We start from the raw sequence: 19,421 nt of genomic DNA on the forward strand, positions 1-19,421 counted from the left end.
AGCTGGCCATAAGGGCTATTTTGTTAATATTCTACGGTAACGTCAAACGTTCCCTTATAAGCTACGCCATCTTGGTAGTTTAAGCCCGCACCAAGCGCTGCTACATGAGTTGCAATTTGTGCCCCTACCCTAAATGCCGCATTACCACTATTGTCTGTCGCCAAGACGGTTGTAATCGGCCCTGGAGCAATACCTGATGTCCGATAGGCAGTAAAGTTACCTAAACTAAAAGTTGCTGCACCGGCTGGTAGCCCTGCAGCAGACAATGTTGTAGCAGTAGGTAACGTTAACTTTAAATCTGTAAATGCAGCAACCCCACTAACGGTAAATTCCGGGCGCGCAGGCACACCACCTATTGACTGAATAACAGAATCAGTATCACCGGCCGTACATAAAGTAGTTGCACCGGATGCGGCGGCGGTCAATGTCGGCGCTGCCGAATCGGAAGACAGAGTCAAAATGGCGCACATATCCGCCCCGCCGCCTGCTGTAGCACGTAAACTACCAAAATCTAAGGTTCCAGTATGCTGAAAATCAATAGCGTTATTCACCGTTACCGTTGCGTCAACAGTTACCGTTTCTGCAATTACCACACTGCTAACAGCAACCAACAAAGCCGCCGTCACGCTTTTTGTAATATTATTTAATTTCATCATCAACTTCCTTTATCAATATGTTACGATAACTTCAAACGTACCCGCATAAGGTGCGGTGTCCTGATATCCTATACCCGCAAGTGCTGCTACATGAGTTGCAATTTCTGCCCCTACTCTAAATGCAGCATTACCACTATTATCTGTCGCTAAGGTAGTTGTAATAGGCCCAGGAGTAATACCTGATGTCCGATAGGCAGTAAAGTTACCTACACTAAAAGTTGCTGCACCGCCTGGTAGCCCAGCAGCAGACAATGTTGTAGCAGTAGTAGGTAACTCTAACTTTAAATCTGTAAATGCAGCAACACCACTAACTGTAAATTCTGGCCGTGCAGGTACCCCCCCCACTGACTGAATAACAGCGACAACGCCAGCACCACCTGGACATAAAGTGCTTATTGCAACTGAACTCAATGTTGCCGTTGCTGTGTTAGCAGCCAGTCCTAAAACCGCGCATTCATCTGCTATTGTAGATGGTTTAGCCCGTATAATACCAAAATCTAAGGTTCCGGTATGCTGAAAATCAATGGCGTTATTTACCGTTACCGTTGCGTCAACAGTTACGGTTTCTGCAATTACCACACTGCTAACAGCAACCAACAAAGCCGCCGTCACGCTTTTTGTAATATTATTCAATTTCATCATAAGTATTCCTATATTGTCTAAGTTTAAGCACGCCTAGTGCAATCAACATTGTAATAGGGCGTACTGTATTATCGACGTCATTAAATTTTTCTTGAGAGCAAAGTTTAAATAAAACTAAAAAAACACTTTTTATTCAATGATATTCAATTTTAAACGACTACGCATTCCTCATCGAAATTGTAATTAGCCGTATAGCAAAGCATTTCACGCTCAGTCATATTGCATCAAGCAGTTAAATCATCAAGACATTATTTATATATAAATAAAAATACCAACTCTCGTTAAATTCAAACAAATGCAAAACCACCTTAAAAATAAACAATTAAAGCAATAAAAAAACAAATAATGCGTTGCCAATGGCGAAATATAACATTTCCTTCTCATTTGCCGGTTTATTATACAGATTTAGGGTGGTATTATTTTACAACCGAATACAAAGCTAACTAAAACCCATTCAGCTATATTGCTACCGGCGCTTTAATATGAGGATGGGCTTGATAATCACTTAGCGTAAAGTCTTCAAATTTGAAGGAAAAAATATCTTTTACCTCGGGGTTTAGCTGCATTTTGGGCAAGGCAAAAGGTTGCCGTGCTAATTGCGTATTTACTTGCTCTAAATGGTTAGAATAAAGATGTGCATCGCCAAGGGTATGAATAAAATCACCCGGTTGCAGGTCGCATACTTGTGCCACCATTAAGGTTAGTAAAGCGTAACTGGCGATATTAAATGGCACGCCAAGAAATATATCTGCACTGCGCTGATATAGCTGACAAGACAACTTGCCATCATTTACGTAAAACTGAAATAACGTATGACACGGCGGCAATGCCTGCTTGCCGGCTGCAGCGTTTTGTTTCGGTGAGATACGGGTATCGGGCAGTACCGCGGGGTTCCAAGCACTAACAATTAAACGGCGCGAGTCTGGAGTACGTTTAATATCAGTTATTAGCTGGCTAATTTGATCTATAGTACCGCCATCAATAGCTTGCCAGCTACGCCACTGCGCGCCATATACTGGCCCTAACTCGCCGCTTTCTGTTGCCCACTCATTCCAAATGGATACGCCATTATCGGTTAAATAACCAATATTGGTTTCACCCTTTAAAAACCACAGCAACTCATGAATAATCGAGCGCAAATGGCATTTTTTTGTCGTTACTAACGGGAAACCTTGCTGTAAGTCAAAACGCATCTGATAACCAAATACACTAATAGTGCCAGTACCAGTGCGGTCAGTTTTTTTATGACCCTGCTCAAGCACATGGCGCATTAACTCTAAATACTGCTTCATTTGTTAGTAACCTGCTTCTGCTGTTTTAACTTAGTATTGTAGGCATAAACTATCAGGCCAACACCAACGATAATCATCGGCAATGACAACCACTGCCCCATCGACATACCCGCGGATAACACACCAAGATGTGCGTCGGGTTCGCGGTAGAACTCAATAAAGAAACGTGCACTACCATAACCCACTAAAAATAAGCCGCCAATACTACCCATAGGGGGTTTAAACCGGCGAAATAGCATTATAACAATAAACAGCAATACGCCTTCTAACGCAAACTCGTATAACTGTGACGGGTGTCGCGGTAATGGGCCTGCGCCTGGGAACAATACCGCCCAAGATACATCGGTAGGCCGTCCCCATAGTTCCGCATTAATAAAGTTACCAAGCCGACCTGCACCAAGGCCTAACGGAATAAGCGGTGCAACAAAATCGCCTAATTCTAAATAGCGTTTGTTATTACGCCATGCAAACCACGCCATAGCCACTAGAACACCTAGTAAGCCGCCATGAAATGACATACCGCCGGTCCAAATTTTAAATAAGTATGAGGGCTCGCGAAGAAAAAGCTCAAACTGATAAAACAGTACGTAACCTATACGCCCGCCCAGCACAACGCCAAGGAAGCCGAGAAAGAGTAAATCGCTAACTTGCTGCTCATTCCAGCCTGAATTAGGCTGTTTTGCCGCCCGATTTGCCAGCCACCAAGCCAAACCAAAAGCAACCAAATACATTAAGCCGTACCAACGTAAGCTTATGGGCCCAATGGAAAAAATAATCGGATCTATTTGCGGAAATGTAATATAACTTGCAGACATAACAACCCTTTAACTAAACATCATCTTCACTGCTATTAGCAGCAGCAATACGCCAAATACACGTTTCATCGTCAGTACCGGCAAACGTTGAGTAAGTTTAGCGCCCAATGGCGCTGTAAATACCGAGGTAGCGACTATACCCAGTAGCGCGGGTATATAAATATAACCAACAAAACCATCACTTAGCTGATAATGCTGCCAACCTGCGATTACATAACCAAGCGAGCCAAATACAGCAATAGCAATACCACTAGCTGCAGCGCAGCCGATAGCACGACGCATATCTAGTGAAAAATAATTTAGCATTGGCACAAATAACGCGCCGCCACCGATACCTAATAAACTAGCAATACCACCTAAAAATGCCGAAATAGCGATCATTGGAGCAGACCCCGGCATTGGTTTTTTACCCTCGGTGGCGCGAGATGCGAGCATACGTATTGAAATCAGTAATACCGCAATGCTGAAAATCATTTGCAATACGTGAGCACTAATATTATGAGCTAAGTAACCGACTGCCCATGCACCTAATGCGGCGCCAAACATAATAGCGCTCGCAATTGACCAAGGCACATTACCCCAGCGATGGTGCGCTAAAACTGACGAGCTAGCCGTAACAATTATTGACGCTAACGAGGTCGCTATAGCCACTAAAATAGCTTGATCAACAGGCACAATACCAAACGCAGGCAACAACATAACTAATGCTGGCACCACAATTAGGCCGCCGCCAATACCCAATAAGCCAGCCAAAAAGCCAACTAAGGCACCCAGTAGCAAGGTGATGATAATAAAAATTAACACAGGCTTCTCATCAGTTTAATAGTGAGCATTGTATAACAACTAACGTAATTGGCTATGCTTTCAACTGCGTATTTGCGTCACTAATTGTTTTTGCTCTAAAAATCGTTGTGTACATAGCCTTACTTGCCTTGCCGACTCGCAGGCCAATACCTCAGGTAGCAGTAGTGCAAGCTCAGCCATTTCCACCCTACGCAATAGCCATTTAATTTTTGCCAAGTTACTGCTATTCATACTAAAATTGCTATAACCCATAGCAGCTAATAGCATTACACCGCCAGGATCACCGGCTAGCTCACCACAGACACTGATTGGAAATTGTAAGCCTTTTGCTTGCTGCGATAGCTGATTTAACGCCCTTAATACCGCAGGATGCATCGCATCATATAAGTTAGCCACACGAGGGTTATTACGGTCAACGGCGAGCAAATATTGGGTTAGATCATTAGTACCAATAGAGCAAAAATCAACTTTGCGAGCTAACTCAGGTAATTGATACATGATTGAGGGCACTTCGATCATTACCCCCACCTTCGGCTTTGGCTGCTCAATAGCAAACTCTTCACTTACTTCAAAACTCGCCTGATTTATTAGCCGCAAGCATTCATCCACTTCGGCTAAATCAGAAATCATCGGTAGCAAAATATGGAGATTATTTAGCGCAAGATTGGCTTTAAGCATAGCGCGAACTTGGACTAAAAATATTTCCGGATGATCTAAGGTTAAACGGATACCACGCCAACCTAGGAACGGGTTTTCTTCGCTGATACTAAAATAGGGTAGCGCTTTATCACCACCAACATCTAACGTACGCATAATAACCGGCTTATCAGGGCAGCTTTCAAGCACCCGACGATATAACTCAATTTGTTCTTGCTCGGTTGGAAAGCGACTACGAATAATAAACGGAAATTCTGTGCGGTATAAACCCACTCCGCCAGTATGTTGCGGATCGGTTGTTTCCAGCTCGATGGCTAAACCAGAGTTGACCATTAAATTAAACGGTGTGCCACAAATAGACTGTGTCGCCAAGGCAATCTCTGACAGATAACCCGCATTTAGCGCGGCATCTTCAGACATTAGCCGTTGGTACTCTTGTCGCACGGCATCAACTGGCGATAACAAAACATGCCCGTGATAACCATCAATAATAAGTTGTTGCCCACGCCAATGTAGCAAAGGCAGCTCGTTAACGGCCATTACCGCCGGCACACCCAAAGCTCTAGCCATAATTGCAGCGTGCGAGTTTACCGAACCCTTTAGCGAGACAATGGCAACTAGCTGCTCACGGGGTACTTCAGCCAGCATACTTGCCGTAACGTTATCGGCAACTAAGACCACATGCTGTGGTAATTTCATGGTACGCTTTTCGGTATCTAACAAATTATTCAGTACGCGTTGGCCGAGATCGCGTATGTCGGTGCCACGCTCGCGCAAATACGGGTCATCCATATCATCGAACTGGCGGGCAAATTTTTCCACTACCCGCTTTAACGCACTTTTTGCGCACCAGCCATCGGCTATTTGCTGTTCAATTTCTTGGCCTAGGCTAGCTGCATCAAGCAGCTGATGATACACGTCAAAAATAGCCAAGGCATCCGGCGGCAAATGGCCACTCATGCGCTGGGCTAAGCGATTAAATTCTACTTTCGTTATTTTTACTGCTCGGTAAAACAGCGCCAGCTCTTTGTCTGGATCGTCGGCACGCTTAATAGATATGGCATTAAAATCATTCGCTGGCTCTAGCACAAAGGCCTCGCCTATCGCGATGCCTGGCGAGCCTGGTAAGCCTTTTAATAACCCAGTGTGATTTTGGCTAGCACCGCTCTCGCTGGCGGCTTGACGCATTTCTGCATTCGCTAATACCGAGGCCAATTGTGTACTTAGGGTGGCTAAAAACGACTCTTCGTCTTCGTTAAATACGCGCTCTGCAGCTTGCTGAATAGTCAGCACACCTAAGACTTTACGATGATGAATGATAGGACAGCCCAAAAACGCAGAAAAGCGGTCTTCACTTACTTCGGGCGTAACTTTAAAACGGGGATGCAAATGGGCTTTAGCTAAGTTGATAGGTTCTTCGCGTTGGCCAACCCAGCCAATTAAACCTTCAGAAAAGCCGATGGCAATAGTACCAACAGCCTCAGGATTAAGGCCGTCGCTCGCCATAAGCATAAAATGTTGTTTATCGTAATTAGCCAGGTATACCGAACAACATTCGGTTGCTAACGCCAGCTTTACGTTTGCGACTAAGCCAGCTAATGCGTCTTGCAGCACTGGCTCTTGTGCAACATCTTGAACAATTCGCCTTAGCTGGCTTAACATAAGAGCCCCATTTTCAGTCTAGCTAATTGTTTAACCTACTTTTATTAACTCTTCTTTTTACTTTCACGGCGAATAAACGGCAAAGCGACCGAGGCAAACTCTTTCATAACTTTTCTGTAAACTTCACGCTTAAACGCCACAACTTGGCGCACTGGATACCAGTAACTAACCCAACGCCAGCTATCAAACTCTGGATGAGTAGTTTTAAGTAAATTTACATCTTCGTCAGCACAAGTCAGCCTAAGCAAAAACCATTTTTGCTTCTGGCCAATACACACAGGATTACTGTCTTTACGAATTAGCCGTTTCGGTAGTTTGTACCTTAACCAGTGCTTAGTTGTGGCAATAATTTCCACGTCGTTAGCACTAAGGCCTACTTCTTCATGTAACTCGCGAAACATGGCTTGTTCTGGCGTTTCGCCATCATCAATGCCACCTTGTGGATATTGCCAAGAATGCTGACCATATCGTTTTGCCCAAAACACCTGTCCTTGGTGGTTACAAATCACTATGCCGACATTGGCCCGAAAACCTTCGGCATCGATCACACAAACCTCTGGCGGATCTTAAAACAATATGTAAAAGATTCTTTCATAAACTAGGGGCTTGGGCAAACGGTATTTTCCAACACAACTTTTACACAGTTATCCACAGCAATAGCAAAACAACCTAAGCCAATGTGTACTTTCTCACAATTTATGTGAGCAACACTGTGCATAACCACATTTAACGCACTGAATAACTGAATTAAGCATTGTTTCAGTCGCATAAAAATGACAACATAACCAAGGAATATCAATCACTTAATTAAATAAAAGCATTTAAACAAATAAATTTTTGCTGTGTGTAAGTTAGTTTGCTGCGTTTTTAAGCAGCTAAACATGGCGAAAAATGCTAGCGTATTCTTGTATTTGCTTATTATGGTTATTATGTACTCATCCCCCGTATCTTTAGTTGAATTGCAGTTGCGAAGTAATGCCCTCGCCGGTTTAACCTTGGGCCAAATTGCCGCGCAATTGCAGCTACCCGTACCGGCCAATTTACAAAAAGATAAAGGCTGGGTGGGCCAATTATTAGAGCAAGTATTAGGCGCCAGTGCCGGGTCAAAAGCCGAGCCAGATTTTCCTCATTTAGGCGTCGAACTTAAAACCTTACCCATAGATCGGCATGGCAAACCTCTAGAAAGCACCTATGTTTGTGTTGCACCCCTTACAGGGATTGCGGGGCAGCAATGGCACGAGTCTTGGGTATGCCGAAAATTGCAGCACGTGTTATGGGTGCCTATTTTAGCCGAGCGGCAAATTCCGTTAGCTGAACGCGTTGTCGGCAGTGCCTTTTTATGGCAACCAAACAGTGAGCAGCAACGCGCACTGCAAATGGACTGGGAAGAATTGATGGAAAAAATTAGTCTAGGTGGTATTGCCGATATTCGGGGCGCACAAGGTAAGCTGCTGCAGCTTCGACCGAAAGCCGCTAATAGTAAAGCACTCACTAACGCGATAGGCGCACACGGTGAGCCTATACGCACCCTACCCCGAGGTTTTTACCTAAAGGCCGGCTTTACCGCAAGTTTACTGCAACAGCAGTTTGGCTAGCATTTAGCATGGATAAGAATATTAATCTAACTTGGTATCATTTGTACCATAATGCACCGGCTCACCAAATAATATCGTGACCAACTGACGCCAAGACCGGCAAGCTTTAATTTCATTTAACATGTGCCGCCACTCGTAAAACGTGATCTGCAGCGGATTTTCAGAATAAAAATCGTCTGTAATGCCATAACGGCAAGGTTCATTATCTTGCTCGGCAACAAAACTACCAAATAGCCTATCCCAGATAATTAGTACCCCAGCAAAATTTTTATTAATATACACTGGGTTACAAGCATGGTGCACGCGATGATGCGACGGTGTATTAAATACCCACTCCAACACGCCTAACTTTTTAACCGCTTGTGTGTGGACAAAAAACTGAAAAGCTAAATTCAATGCCACTACGGCAAACACTAGCGCTGGCGTAAAGCCAAGTAAAATAAGCGGTGTCCAAAATAACCACATACCGGATATTGGATACGTTAGGCTTTGGCGAAATGCGGTGCTAAAATTCATTAACCGCGAGCTATGGTGCGTAACATGCGATGCCCACAACCAACGGATATGATGTGATGCGCGATGAAACCAATAGTAAAGAAAATCTTGCAGTAAAAATGCTAATGCCACGGAGTAAACATTAAGCTCAATAGTAAAAAGATGAAACTGATACAGCCAGATAAAAAATGGCATTAACAACAATAGCGCCAGCATATCGCTGCCTTGGTGCATCAAGGCGAGCACAACATTAGCGGCAGAATCTTGCCAGCGATAACGGCCAACAGTTAACCGGCGAGAACTTAACCACTCCCAAGCAATAAAGCCAACAAATACAGGGCTTAACGCCAACAAGATAAGCTCAACAGGGATCCTCTAACGCTATCCATTAAAGTTTAGTAATACCGAATACTACGGCAAACGTCGTGAAACAGAAATGACAAAGGCGCTTAAAAGCGCCTTTGTTGTTAGGTATTGTGCTTAATAACGTGCAAGAAACTCAGCTCTGGTGCGGGCATCCTCTTTAAAGGTGCCGCCCAAGGCTGTGGTTTGGGTTTTTGATGTCACGTCCATCACCCCGCGCGATTTAACACAGTAATGCACCGCTTCCATCGTTACCGCTACATTATCTGTTTGTAGCAAGGTTTGTAACGCGACTAATATTTGCTGCGTTAGGCGCTCTTGCACCTGCGGCCGCTGCGAGAAAAATCGCACAATACGGTTAATTTTAGACAAACCAATAATACGAGCATCAGGTAAGTAAGCTACAGTAGCTGTGCCGTCAATAGTGACAAAGTGATGCTCACAGGTGCTGGTAAAGCTAATTTCTTTTACCTTCACCATTTCTTTAACTTGCATCTTATTTTCAATTAATGACATTTTCGGAAAATTAGCGTAATCAAGGCCACCAAAAATTTCGTCAACATACATTTTAGCAATTCGATGCGGTGTTTCGCGCAAGCTATCATCCGCCAAATCTAGCCCTAGTGTACTTACCACCTCACTCATCAGGGCGTTTATTTTGTTGTATTTCTGATCACGTGACAGCCCGTTGTGCTGCATTGGCGTTTCTAGCCCCTGCGCTTCTAAAGCACGGCGAACTAATATTGCTTCATCTGATAACATAACTATTCCCAACCCGGCGTTAATAACCATAATGCGAAAACTACAATACGTGCCGCTGAAGGCAATAGTTTACGAAAATAGTTATTTCTTTGCCATTTTATGATCGAAGACAGCTCAAATTGACAACCGCAGCGCCGTCTTATCAGCGGTATTATTGAACCAGTGCTAACGCTTCAAGCAACTCACGCGGCTCTACTTCTGGGCCATTTAAACTTTCGTCCCAGTTAGTGCCAATAAGTACGCCGTCATCATACATTTCTTTTAACCAACCGTCACAAAACACATCTAATGGAATAGCCTCTACTTTATACATATCCCATTCTTCCGAGCAATGGGCTTTAGCGGCAGCTTCATCAGACCAGAATGGCATCACGTCGGTATCTTCAAACTCTACAGATTCAACGACCAATAAATCTTCGCCCTCTGCCAATACATAAACCACACCATTGGTTTTCGCTTCTTCGACAAAACGCTGAAAAATTGGATCTTGCGCAAACTGACTCATATTCATTTCCACCTAAGATAAAGAATTACTGCTATTAGACCAGAAACCGCAGCAAAAAAGCGAGTTTTATCTTCTAGGCCAACTAGCCCAGATTCCTTGTTCAGACAAAATGACGTACAATCAACGGCACTCGTTTTAGGCAGAGAAAAGCATAACATTATGGCTCAATATATCTACTCGATGTATCGCGTGTCTAAGGTGGTTCCACCTAAGCGCACAATTTTAAAAGATATTTCTTTATCATTTTTTCCCGGTGCCAAAATTGGTGTACTAGGTTTAAACGGCTCAGGTAAATCAACCTTGCTGCGTATTATGGCAGGTGTGGATACCGAATTTGAAGGTGAAGCTAAACCCTTAGCCGGTACAAAAATTGGTTATCTACCGCAAGAACCGGTACTAGACCCAACTAAAACCGTGCGCGAAATTGTTGAAGAAGCGGTAAGTGATGTAAAAACAGCACTGACTCGATTAGACGAAGTGTATGCCGCCTACGCCGAAGAGAACGCCGACTTTGATGCGCTAGCCCGTGAACAAGGTGAGCTAGAAGCGCTGATCCAAGCTAAAGAAGGCCATAACTTAGATAATACGTTAGAACGTGCTGCCGACGCGCTGCGTTTGCCGCCGTGGGATGCAAAAATTGAACATCTATCAGGTGGTGAGCGCCGCCGGGTAGCCATTTGTCGTTTGTTGTTAGAACGTCCAGACATGTTGCTACTAGATGAACCAACTAACCACTTAGATGCTGAATCTGTCGCTTGGTTAGAGCGCTTCTTACACGACTACCCTGGTACCGTTGTGGCAATTACCCATGACCGTTATTTCCTCGATAACGTTGCCGGTTGGATTTTAGAGCTAGACCGTGGCTATGGTATCCCTTGGGAAGGTAACTACTCTTCTTGGCTTGAACAAAAAGACGCCCGTTTGCAGCAAGAAGAAAAGACTGAAAACGCACGCCAGCGTTCAATTAAACAAGAATTGGAGTGGGTACGCACCAACCCGAAAGGTCGTCATGCGAAAAGCAAGGCACGTATGGCGAGGTTTGAAGAGTTACAAAGCCAAGAGTTTCAAAAACGTAATGAAACCAATGAGCTATTTATTCCACCAGGGCCACGTTTAGGTGACAAAGTATTAGAAGTTACTAACCTGCGTAAATCATTTGGTGACCGTTTACTGATTGACGATTTAAGCTTTAGTATTCCTAAAGGCGCCATTGTCGGCATTATCGGCCCGAACGGTGCGGGTAAATCAACATTATTTAAAATGATCAGCGGTACTGAACAGCCAGATTCTGGCGAAATAAGCGTTGGCGACACCGTACAACTGGCGAGTGTTGATCAGTTTCGCGATAACATGAACCCGAAAAATACCATTTGGCAGGAAATCTCGAACGGCCAAGATATGTTACAAATTGGCAGCTTTCAGATCCCTAGCCGGGCTTATGTTGGCCGTTTTAACTTTAAAGGTAACGATCAGCAAAAGTTTATTGGTGAATTATCCGGTGGTGAGCGTAACCGTGTACATCTAGCTGCGCTATTAAAGGCTGGTGGCAACATGCTGTTACTAGATGAGCCAACCAACGACTTAGACGTTGAAACGCTACGCGCACTTGAAAACGCGATACTGGATTTCCCGGGCTGTGCCATGGTGATCTCGCATGACCGTTGGTTCCTTGACCGTATAGCCACGCATATTCTAGATTACCGCGACGAAGGTAAAGTTAACTTCTTCGAAGGTAACTATTCTGATTATGAAGCTTGGTTAAAAGCCACATACGGCGCGGCAGCACTGGAGCCCCATAGAATAAAGTACAAAAAAATATAAACCAAACGCCCGCTACTGCGGGCGTTTTTTATTGCTATTTATGATAGCTAGACGACATTATTTATTAGCCAATAAACAGCCCATTAGGGATCTAAATTTTGTTTCCAATCAAACGAATAGTAACTAATGTTAAGCAAGCAATATGTGTTAGCAAGGGAGTAGAAATAAAAAAGCCACGCGGGTTGGGGGCGCGTGGCTTTTTTACAAAAAACAGGGAATGTTACTTACTGATAACCATTGAGCTAGTGTTTAACGCACGGCCCATCATCGTTAGCCAGTTGTTAAGTTTACGTATAAATAATGCTCGGGCAACGGCATTGCTGCCTTTAGCGCTAACATCATGTTTATCTGCTGTGGTATTTAATGTTGTCATGCTGCACCTCGGTTTTGCACTGTTACGTTATGCTGGGTATTATGCCGATTTTTTACACAACTGACGAACGAGTTAAATTAGCACCCAGCCATTAGATATTCTAATGAGTCAGTCATTTTGCATTCATATTCACAAACCTTAAATTTATTAAACATTGCGCTTAAATCGCAAAATAAACTCATTAATATGCACATTTAAGCAATCATTATTCACAATGAGGTTATTAAACCAGCATGAAACCATGGTGTAGCCTAAGATAAGCAGTTTTAACGCGCGACAATAACGGTTAGTTATTCTAATTAAAAACAACTACACTATACACCAACTTTTCAAGACAAAAATAAGCCAACAGCCACCAATCAAAGTCAGTATGCTATTCTAGGTGCGGTTTTAAAACTCGACACTATGAAACGGAACACTATGCAGTACTCATTTAACTTTAATAGTGCTGGCAGCAGTTTGGCCGCGCTAAGCAATACCGCCGATTTTACCCACCTAACCCCAGTGTTATGTTTACATGGCTGGTTAGATAACGCTGCCAGCTTTATTCCATTGACTCAACAGTTTGCTAATCTGCCAATGTTGGCTATTGAGTTTCCCGGTCATGGTCATTCAACGCACCGCAGTAGCGACGCTCATTACTATTTTTTTGATTGGATACAAGATATCGTGCAGCTGTGCCGCCAACAAAATTGGCAACAACTGACTATTATCGGCCACTCGATGGGCGCCATGGTAGCGACTGCGCTAGCTGCCGCATTTCCTGAATTGGTTGCGAAGCTGGTACTGATAGATAGTTTAGGCTTTGTTACCGATACGCCAGCGCACAGCGTGAAGCAATTACGTGACGGTGTACTGTCACGGTTAAAGCCCGCAATACGCAAGCCTAACTACGCTGACATTAACGAGGCAGCTTTCGCTCGGCAAAAACAAAGTGATTTTAGTTTGGTTGAAGCTATGTTACTTGCTAAGCGTGGCACCATTGCTAGCGACAAAGGCATAACCTGGCGGGCGGATATGCGCCTGCGACACAGTTCGGTGTACCGCTTAAGCCCAGAGCAAGCCATAGCGCTAATGTCAGCGGTAACCTGCCCTACGCTTGCGGTCATTGCCCAAGACGGTCCGTTTTATTCCAAAGTAAACGCATTAGCTAAACATTACCAACAGCTGCAAATAGCACTGGTAATGGGTGGCCACCATTGTCATATGACTGAAGCGGAAGCTGTTGCCGAACATATACAGCAATTTTTAGCGCAATAAAAAACCGCAGCAAGCTGCGGTTTTTATTAGCTTATATAGTGCTAAAAACAATTAGCCTTTAAGCACTGTGGCTACCGACTTAGCAAAGTAATCAATATTGCTATGGTTTAACCCAGCAATGCTAACTCGGCTTGAATCAACCATATAAATACTAAACTCACTACGCAGACGAGCAATTTGGGCTTTATCAATACCTAAGAAGCTAAACATACCGTGCTGACGGGTTATAAAGCTGAAATCTTGAGTTACACCTTCACCGGCTAGCTTATCAATAATTAACTGGCGATAATTGTTAATACGATTACGCATTTCTGCCAACTCTTGGTGCCATAACGCTGTTAGCTCGGCGCTATCCAGAATATTCGCCACCACAATAGCGCCATGCGCTGGTGGCATAGAATAAATGCTGCGCACGACACCTAGCAGGTTACTTCTAACAATATCGCTTACTTTGCTATCAGCTGACATAATAGACACTGCACCTATACGCTCACGGTATAAGCCAAAGTTTTTTGAACATGAGCTACACAGCAGCATTTCATCAACAGTATCAGCTAGATGACGCAAACCTTTGGCATCTTCTTCAAGCCCAGCACCAAAACCTTGATAAGCCATATCAACCAAAGGTGTAAAACCGCGCTCTTTAGCTACTTGGGCAAAACGCTGCCACTGAGCAAAGGTTAGATCCATACCGCTAGGGTTATGACAACAAGCGTGTACCAGCACCACATCACCCGCTGGTACGTTGGCTAAATCAGCAAACATACCCTCCTCATCCAGCCCCTTAGTGCTGTAATCGTAGTAGGTGTATTCTTTTACGTTTAAGCCAGCGGCTTTAAACATAGAAATATGGTTAGCCCAAGTGGGTTTGGTTACCCAAATAGTGGCGTTAGGGTTAGCCTTTTTAATAAATTCGGCAGCAACACGCAGAGCGCCTGTACCGCCTGGGGTATGGGCACTGGTTATACGGTTAGCTAGCAACGCCTTATGGGCGTGACCAAAGGCTAACTTTTCAATATGCGCGTTAAAGCCTAAGTCACCAGCCATACCTATATAGGTTTTGCTATCTTCGTTTTTTAAACGCAGTGCTTCTGCTTCTTTTACGCATTTTAATACTGCGGTATGGCCTTGCTCATCTTTATATACGCCAACACCCAGGTCGACTTTATTCGGGTTCTGATCTTCTTTATACGCTGCCATTAAACCTAAGATTGGATCAGTGGCTACCGGTTGTAACTGAGCAAACATAATGTTCTACCTGATTAAAGTTACATGAAAAAGACTGCGCTTATGGCAAGTATGCCGGTATGGTTAAACATACCGCAACCAACAGTGCCATAGCATCAGCAGTGAATACGTGTTTATTAAAATCTTCAGCATCAACAATGCCGACTATTTTGCCTGATTGGTCAAACAGAGGCAAACACGCTTCAGCTTGTACCTTAGGATCGCAGGTATAATATTCGCCGCCAGTGCCTAAATACACCGCAACATCGTTAATCACCTTTGCGCGACCACTTAAACCTACGCTGCTGTTATTGCTGGCTTTAGCAAATTCCGCCGTTAACGGAAACTCTGCACGTGATGGCGCACCGTAATAGGCTAATTTCACCAATACCTGCTGTGCATCAACATTAGGCCTAGCCTGATAAATACCAAACCAATCTAAACCTGAATTCTCACGATAAAACGTGACTATTTTAGTTAATTGTTGCAACGCAATGAGGTTTGTTTCAGTTTGCCCACCTAAGATAGGGCTTAAGTCATAAGGCGTATCAGTTAGTTCACCAAATAGTGAACACGCGCCCCCCTCACCTAACTCTGGAACTTGATACTGCCATTGTACTTTGGGTGCAGCAACACACTGCAAGTAGCTGCGCAGTGTTACTAATATTGCATGTACCTGTGGTGATAAATCACCATACTGGGCTACTAAACCGGAGCGCTGAAGATAGTCAGAAACAGATATCGATGTTGGTACAGAAACGTGCATCATTATAGCCATCCAGATTTCTAAATTTAGTAAGCATTTTACCAGAAGCCATTAAAAAACCAAGCAGGCGCGGCTAATTGAACACTAATTGTTGCCCCAACCGGCATGGACCATTAAGCTGACACTACTGTAACGTAACCTGCACTATTTTTATGGCATCAAATAAAATTTCACTGGCTGACTGGCAAGCAAAACTTAATCCGAGCGGCAATACCACTACGCTAAAAGATGACCCTAACTTGGTATTTAGCACCGCGACGGGTCGCATTAACAATAAACCCAGCGACAAAGTTGTTGGACAAAATTATGAAGATGGCGCAGTGCGCATTCGTCGAGAAACTAAAGGCCGTGGCGGTAAAGCGGTGTTAACCATTAGCGGTATTGCAAAAACAGCGGATGAATTAGAGCGGCTTGCCGCCAAACTGAAAAAAAAGTGTGCCTGCGGCGGTGCAGTAAAAGATGGCGTAATTGAAATACAAGGCGATAAACGCGAGTTAGTTGAGCAGTTATTGCAAGCCGAGGGCTTCAAAACCAAATGGGCCGGAGGTTGATACCAGCGCCTTGGTGCTTGAAAACGAACCGGCTTACCCACACCAACACGCCGTCAACGGTTGGTTTAGGGTAAGTCGATTCTCTTTATCTATTATCAGTGCAATTTGAAGGCTACTTTATCGCTTCACGGTTATACGGCTGACCAAACACTTTATTAAAAAAGCTGTCTTTCAACCAATAGGGGCGCTGTTTAGTGTTAGCGATATCTAGGGCAATATTAAAGTTAATATTGGTAAATACTGCGCCTGCATCATAACGAATTGGCCCATATTCTTTGGTTAGACTTGGAATGTCATCCGATGGCTTATGATAATGCTTAGCAAAGAAACTACCCCAAATTTGTCCACCGTCTTGCTTTGGATCTTGCGATTTAAAGCCTGTCATTAGGAATACGGCGGGGATGCCTTTTTTCACCAAAGTATAGTGATCTGAGCGCGTAAAAATTGCTTGCTCTGGCATTGGATCAGCACTTAACGCAATGCCTTCTTTAGCTGCAGCCTGTTTTACCACATTACCTAATGACGAATGGTTAGCTCCAAACGCAATCATGTCAGCAAAGGGGTACAGCAATACTGGCATATCTAAATTAACGTTAGCGACTAACTTTTCAATTGGCCGGGTTGGGTGGTTGGCAAAGTAATCTGCACCTAATAAACCCTTTTCTTCACCCGTTACCACAACAAATAAAATAGAACGTTTAGGCGCCTCTGGTAACTGTGCAAATAAGCGTGCGGTTTCTAATAAAATAGATACACCGGCGGCGTTATCCATTGCACCATTGTTTATTTTATCGTCGCTGCGTAAATCGTTGCTTAAGCCAATATGGTCAGAGTGGGCAGTAATAACCACATATTCGTCTTTTAATATGGGATCTGACCCCGGCAATACGGCAATTACGTTAGGGCTAGATATTTGCTCATAGTTAGATTTACGGCTTAGTGATGCTGATACTCCTAAATCAAAACCTTTCGGGCTGTGTTTATTATCTAACTGAGTAAAAATATCGACTAGCGATACTGGCGCTTTAGCAAACAATGCCGCTGCCGCGTCAGGATGCATATAGGCACCAGCTTTTAAGTTAGGATAATTATCAGCGGGTACACCATCGGCATTTAACCACTGCATGCTAGGCGTATTTAAATACAACAAGCTAGTCGCGTACGGCCGCGTTTTTTCTTGAATGGGTGTGTGCACGGTAATAACACCTACCGCACCGCGCTCAGCGGCCAATTTAGTTTTTAAACTATTTAAATGTGCCGCTTCTTCGCTAGGTAAACTATCTGGGCGGCCCGCAAGAATAACGACAATTTTGCCCTTAACATCTAAGCCAGCATAATCGTTAATACTAAATTCGTCTGATACCATGCCGTAACCAGCAAACACTAAAGGCGCAGTAACATCGGTGGCCGCATGCTGCATATTAGGCCCGGTAAAAAAAGCTTTCGGGTAACTTAGCTCAGTATTTTTGCCATCAACATGTAGCGTAAATTTTGCGCTATTGGCGGCTAAACGCGCTTTACGCATAGGTACACGCTGGTAATAACTGTCATTTTCGCCGGCCGGTTTAAGGCCCAAGGCTTGCAGCTGCGTGGCAATATATATCGCAGCAATTTCATGTTCTTTGCTGCCCGTGTCACGCCCAGCCAACGCATCGGCAGACAAAAACTGCATATGCGCTTCTATTGCTTGTGCATTCGCAGCGGGTGCTAACACCGCTGAAGTTTGTGATGCGGTGCCAACGCACCCCGTTAACGCACTTAATGTTAGTGCGGTGGCAATAAGTTTTAGCTTCATTTAACGTCCTTAAAATAGCAGTGCCAGCATAGGCTGGCACTGGTTTTATACTTAAGCGGAGCGCTTAGTTAATGCGCTGCTGGTATTTATCGTGCATTTGCTTGTGGTGGTTATTTAAGTCAACCGCCCTACCATCGATCCACAAATGGGTAACCTTGTGGCCCAGATAATCGAAAATATCACCGTCAGATACCACTAGGCTGGCAGCTTTGCCTACCTCAATGCTACCTATTTTATCAGCAACACCCGCAATTTTCGCAGCATTAATGGTAACAGAACGTAACGCTTGCTCTGGAGTTAAACCAAAACTAATGGCCTGACCTGCCGCAAACACCACGTTACGGGTATCCCAATAGCCATCGAGTGACAAGGCATACTCAACACCGGCATCTTGTAATACTTTTGGCGTAATAAAGGCTTGGCTATAATTTTCGTCACCGCGGGTTGGTAAACCATAGGGCGCAGTATAAATTACCGCCACCTTGGCTGCGGCCAGTTCATCCGCCATACGCCAGCTATCACGCCCACCAACAATATTTAGCTTCACGCCATATTCTTTGGCTAATAGCATGGCTTGGCGAATTTGCCGTGCATCATCGGCGTGAACAAACAACGGTCGCTCACCTTTAAACACGGGCAACATGGCTTGCCAACGCGAGTCTATGCCTTTGTTTAATCCGGCTTGTTCCGCATCAAAGTAAGCTTTAGCTGATTTAAAATGCTGCTGTAGTTTTTCTAACTGTGCTGCATTGGCTTTACGCACTTCGTCGGCCGGTTTTGGGTTCCAGCGTGAGCCTAAGCTATCAGCATTAGGCCAGCGCACATGCAACCCCGTACCATCAGCAACCACAGCATCTTGGTAGTTCCAGGCATCTAGCTGCATTAAACTTGACTGGCCCATTAACATGCTGCCCGATGGATACACCATCGCATAAGCAAAACCATTGCTGCGAATAGTTGGAATAACTTCAGAATCAGCGTTATAAGCCACTTTCGCCCGAATATCAGGGTTAGTTTGCGTTACTTCGTTAGTATCGTCAGTTGAGCGTACCGCATCAATTTCAGTTAAACCGAGTTGGTTAGCCAGTGCGATAAGACCTGGATAAACATGCTTGCCATCAAGTGCCAATACAGTAGCGCCCTCTGGTACAGTTAAACCTTGGCCAATAGCCGCAATTTTACCATCAACTATTAACAAATCAGTATTGCTGCTAACACCAGCAGTTACCGTGTGCAAGGTAACACCAGTTAATAATAACGGTCCGGTTGCCGCTTTTGCTGGCACCATATCGTTTGCTAAGCTTTGCCCTGCACTAATGCTGCCAGCTAAGGCAACAATCAGACTTAAACAGGTATTAGATAATTTCATTCTGCTGCTCC

Annotated in this window: 19 protein-coding genes; 4 read left to right on the forward strand and 15 right to left on the reverse strand. The window is 44.2% G+C overall.

The window, feature by feature from the left end:
- Window positions 1–23: 23 nt before the first annotated feature.
- The 7 genes from E0Z06_RS10570 to rppH all read right to left on the reverse strand — a co-directional run bounded on the left by E0Z06_RS10570 (window position 24) and on the right by rppH (window position 7,076).
- Window positions 24–656: a hypothetical protein gene (locus tag E0Z06_RS10570; RefSeq protein WP_132584494.1), complete on the reverse strand. Its 633-nt coding sequence runs from the start codon at window positions 654–656 to the stop codon at window positions 24–26.
- A 12-nt stretch (window positions 657–668) separates the two neighbouring features.
- On the reverse strand, window positions 669–1,298 hold the full coding sequence (locus E0Z06_RS10575) for a hypothetical protein (RefSeq protein WP_132584496.1): 630 nt from the start codon (window positions 1,296–1,298) through the stop codon (window positions 669–671).
- A gap of 458 nt (window positions 1,299–1,756) precedes the next feature.
- Window positions 1,757–2,590 (reverse strand): thymidylate synthase, encoded by an 834-nt coding sequence (locus E0Z06_RS10580; protein WP_132584498.1) that lies wholly within the window; start codon window positions 2,588–2,590, stop codon window positions 1,757–1,759.
- Window positions 2,587–3,405 (reverse strand): prolipoprotein diacylglyceryl transferase, encoded by an 819-nt coding sequence (lgt, locus tag E0Z06_RS10585; RefSeq protein WP_132584500.1) that lies wholly within the window; start codon window positions 3,403–3,405, stop codon window positions 2,587–2,589. Before lgt ends, E0Z06_RS10580 begins: the two co-directional genes overlap by 4 nt.
- Window positions 3,406–3,414: 9 nt before the next feature.
- Window positions 3,415–4,209: a sulfite exporter TauE/SafE family protein gene (locus E0Z06_RS10590; RefSeq protein ID WP_132584502.1), complete on the reverse strand. Its 795-nt coding sequence runs from the start codon at window positions 4,207–4,209 to the stop codon at window positions 3,415–3,417.
- 60 nt (window positions 4,210–4,269) lie between these two features.
- A complete protein-coding gene (gene ptsP / locus E0Z06_RS10595; RefSeq protein WP_132584504.1) occupies window positions 4,270–6,528 on the reverse strand; it encodes a phosphoenolpyruvate--protein phosphotransferase in 2,259 nt (752 codons plus the stop codon).
- 44 nt (window positions 6,529–6,572) lie between these two features.
- Entirely contained in the window at window positions 6,573–7,076 is a 504-nt protein-coding gene (gene rppH, locus E0Z06_RS10600) for an RNA pyrophosphohydrolase (RefSeq protein WP_132584506.1), read from the reverse strand.
- A gap of 333 nt (window positions 7,077–7,409) precedes the next feature.
- On the opposite strand from rppH, the gene mutH reads away from it, so the two are divergent.
- The gene (gene mutH, locus E0Z06_RS10605) at window positions 7,410–8,123 is read left to right on the forward strand and encodes a DNA mismatch repair endonuclease MutH (RefSeq protein WP_347812427.1); all 714 of its coding nucleotides are present in this window, start codon (window positions 7,410–7,412) and stop codon (window positions 8,121–8,123) included.
- A gap of 21 nt (window positions 8,124–8,144) precedes the next feature.
- On the opposite strand, the gene E0Z06_RS10610 is transcribed toward mutH, so the two are convergent.
- The 3 genes from E0Z06_RS10610 to E0Z06_RS10620 form a co-directional block, all read right to left on the reverse strand.
- Window positions 8,145–8,969 (reverse strand): sterol desaturase family protein, encoded by an 825-nt coding sequence (locus tag E0Z06_RS10610; RefSeq protein WP_243695492.1) that lies wholly within the window; start codon window positions 8,967–8,969, stop codon window positions 8,145–8,147.
- A gap of 129 nt (window positions 8,970–9,098) precedes the next feature.
- A complete protein-coding gene (gene folE / locus E0Z06_RS10615; protein ID WP_132584510.1) occupies window positions 9,099–9,743 on the reverse strand; it encodes a GTP cyclohydrolase I FolE in 645 nt (214 codons plus the stop codon).
- A gap of 151 nt (window positions 9,744–9,894) precedes the next feature.
- Window positions 9,895–10,248, reverse strand: coding sequence for a DUF2750 domain-containing protein (locus E0Z06_RS10620; protein ID WP_132584512.1), 354 nt, complete (start codon window positions 10,246–10,248; stop codon window positions 9,895–9,897).
- Window positions 10,249–10,407: 159 nt separating this feature from the next.
- Here E0Z06_RS10620 and ettA point away from each other — a divergent pair, with 159 nt between their 5' ends.
- A complete protein-coding gene (gene ettA, locus E0Z06_RS10625; protein ID WP_132584514.1) occupies window positions 10,408–12,069 on the forward strand; it encodes an energy-dependent translational throttle protein EttA in 1,662 nt (553 codons plus the stop codon).
- A gap of 220 nt (window positions 12,070–12,289) precedes the next feature.
- Here the strand turns inward: ettA and E0Z06_RS15585 are convergent, their stop codons facing one another.
- Window positions 12,290–12,442 (reverse strand): hypothetical protein, encoded by a 153-nt coding sequence (locus E0Z06_RS15585; RefSeq protein WP_165907396.1) that lies wholly within the window; start codon window positions 12,440–12,442, stop codon window positions 12,290–12,292.
- Between the two features lie 420 nt (window positions 12,443–12,862).
- On the opposite strand from E0Z06_RS15585, the gene E0Z06_RS10630 reads away from it, so the two are divergent.
- Complete coding sequence (locus tag E0Z06_RS10630; protein WP_243695493.1) at window positions 12,863–13,702, forward strand: alpha/beta hydrolase; 840 nt, start codon at window positions 12,863–12,865, stop codon at window positions 13,700–13,702.
- 51 nt (window positions 13,703–13,753) lie between these two features.
- On the opposite strand, the gene E0Z06_RS10635 is transcribed toward E0Z06_RS10630, so the two are convergent.
- Together E0Z06_RS10635 and E0Z06_RS10640 are read right to left on the reverse strand one after the other, a co-directional pair.
- On the reverse strand, window positions 13,754–14,950 hold the full coding sequence (locus E0Z06_RS10635; RefSeq protein ID WP_132584518.1) for an amino acid aminotransferase: 1,197 nt from the start codon (window positions 14,948–14,950) through the stop codon (window positions 13,754–13,756).
- A 40-nt stretch (window positions 14,951–14,990) separates the two neighbouring features.
- Window positions 14,991–15,698, reverse strand: a complete 708-nt coding sequence (locus E0Z06_RS10640) for a histidine kinase (RefSeq protein ID WP_243695494.1) — start codon at window positions 15,696–15,698, stop codon at window positions 14,991–14,993.
- 149 nt (window positions 15,699–15,847) lie between these two features.
- Here E0Z06_RS10640 and yciH point away from each other — a divergent pair, with 149 nt between their 5' ends.
- Entirely contained in the window at window positions 15,848–16,246 is a 399-nt protein-coding gene (yciH, locus tag E0Z06_RS10645; RefSeq protein WP_132584520.1) for a stress response translation initiation inhibitor YciH, read from the forward strand.
- 112 nt (window positions 16,247–16,358) lie between these two features.
- On the opposite strand, the gene E0Z06_RS10650 is transcribed toward yciH, so the two are convergent.
- Together E0Z06_RS10650 and E0Z06_RS10655 are read right to left on the reverse strand one after the other, a co-directional pair.
- Window positions 16,359–18,041: a M28 family metallopeptidase gene (locus E0Z06_RS10650; protein WP_132584522.1), complete on the reverse strand. Its 1,683-nt coding sequence runs from the start codon at window positions 18,039–18,041 to the stop codon at window positions 16,359–16,361.
- A 64-nt stretch (window positions 18,042–18,105) separates the two neighbouring features.
- Entirely contained in the window at window positions 18,106–19,410 is a 1,305-nt protein-coding gene (locus tag E0Z06_RS10655; RefSeq protein WP_132584524.1) for an amidohydrolase family protein, read from the reverse strand.
- Window positions 19,411–19,421: the final 11 nt, after the last annotated feature.

Origin of the sequence: Rheinheimera sp. D18 (assembly GCF_004345025.1) — a bacterium.
In the GTDB taxonomy this organism is placed as follows: domain Bacteria; phylum Pseudomonadota; class Gammaproteobacteria; order Enterobacterales; family Alteromonadaceae; genus Alishewanella; species Alishewanella metallidurans.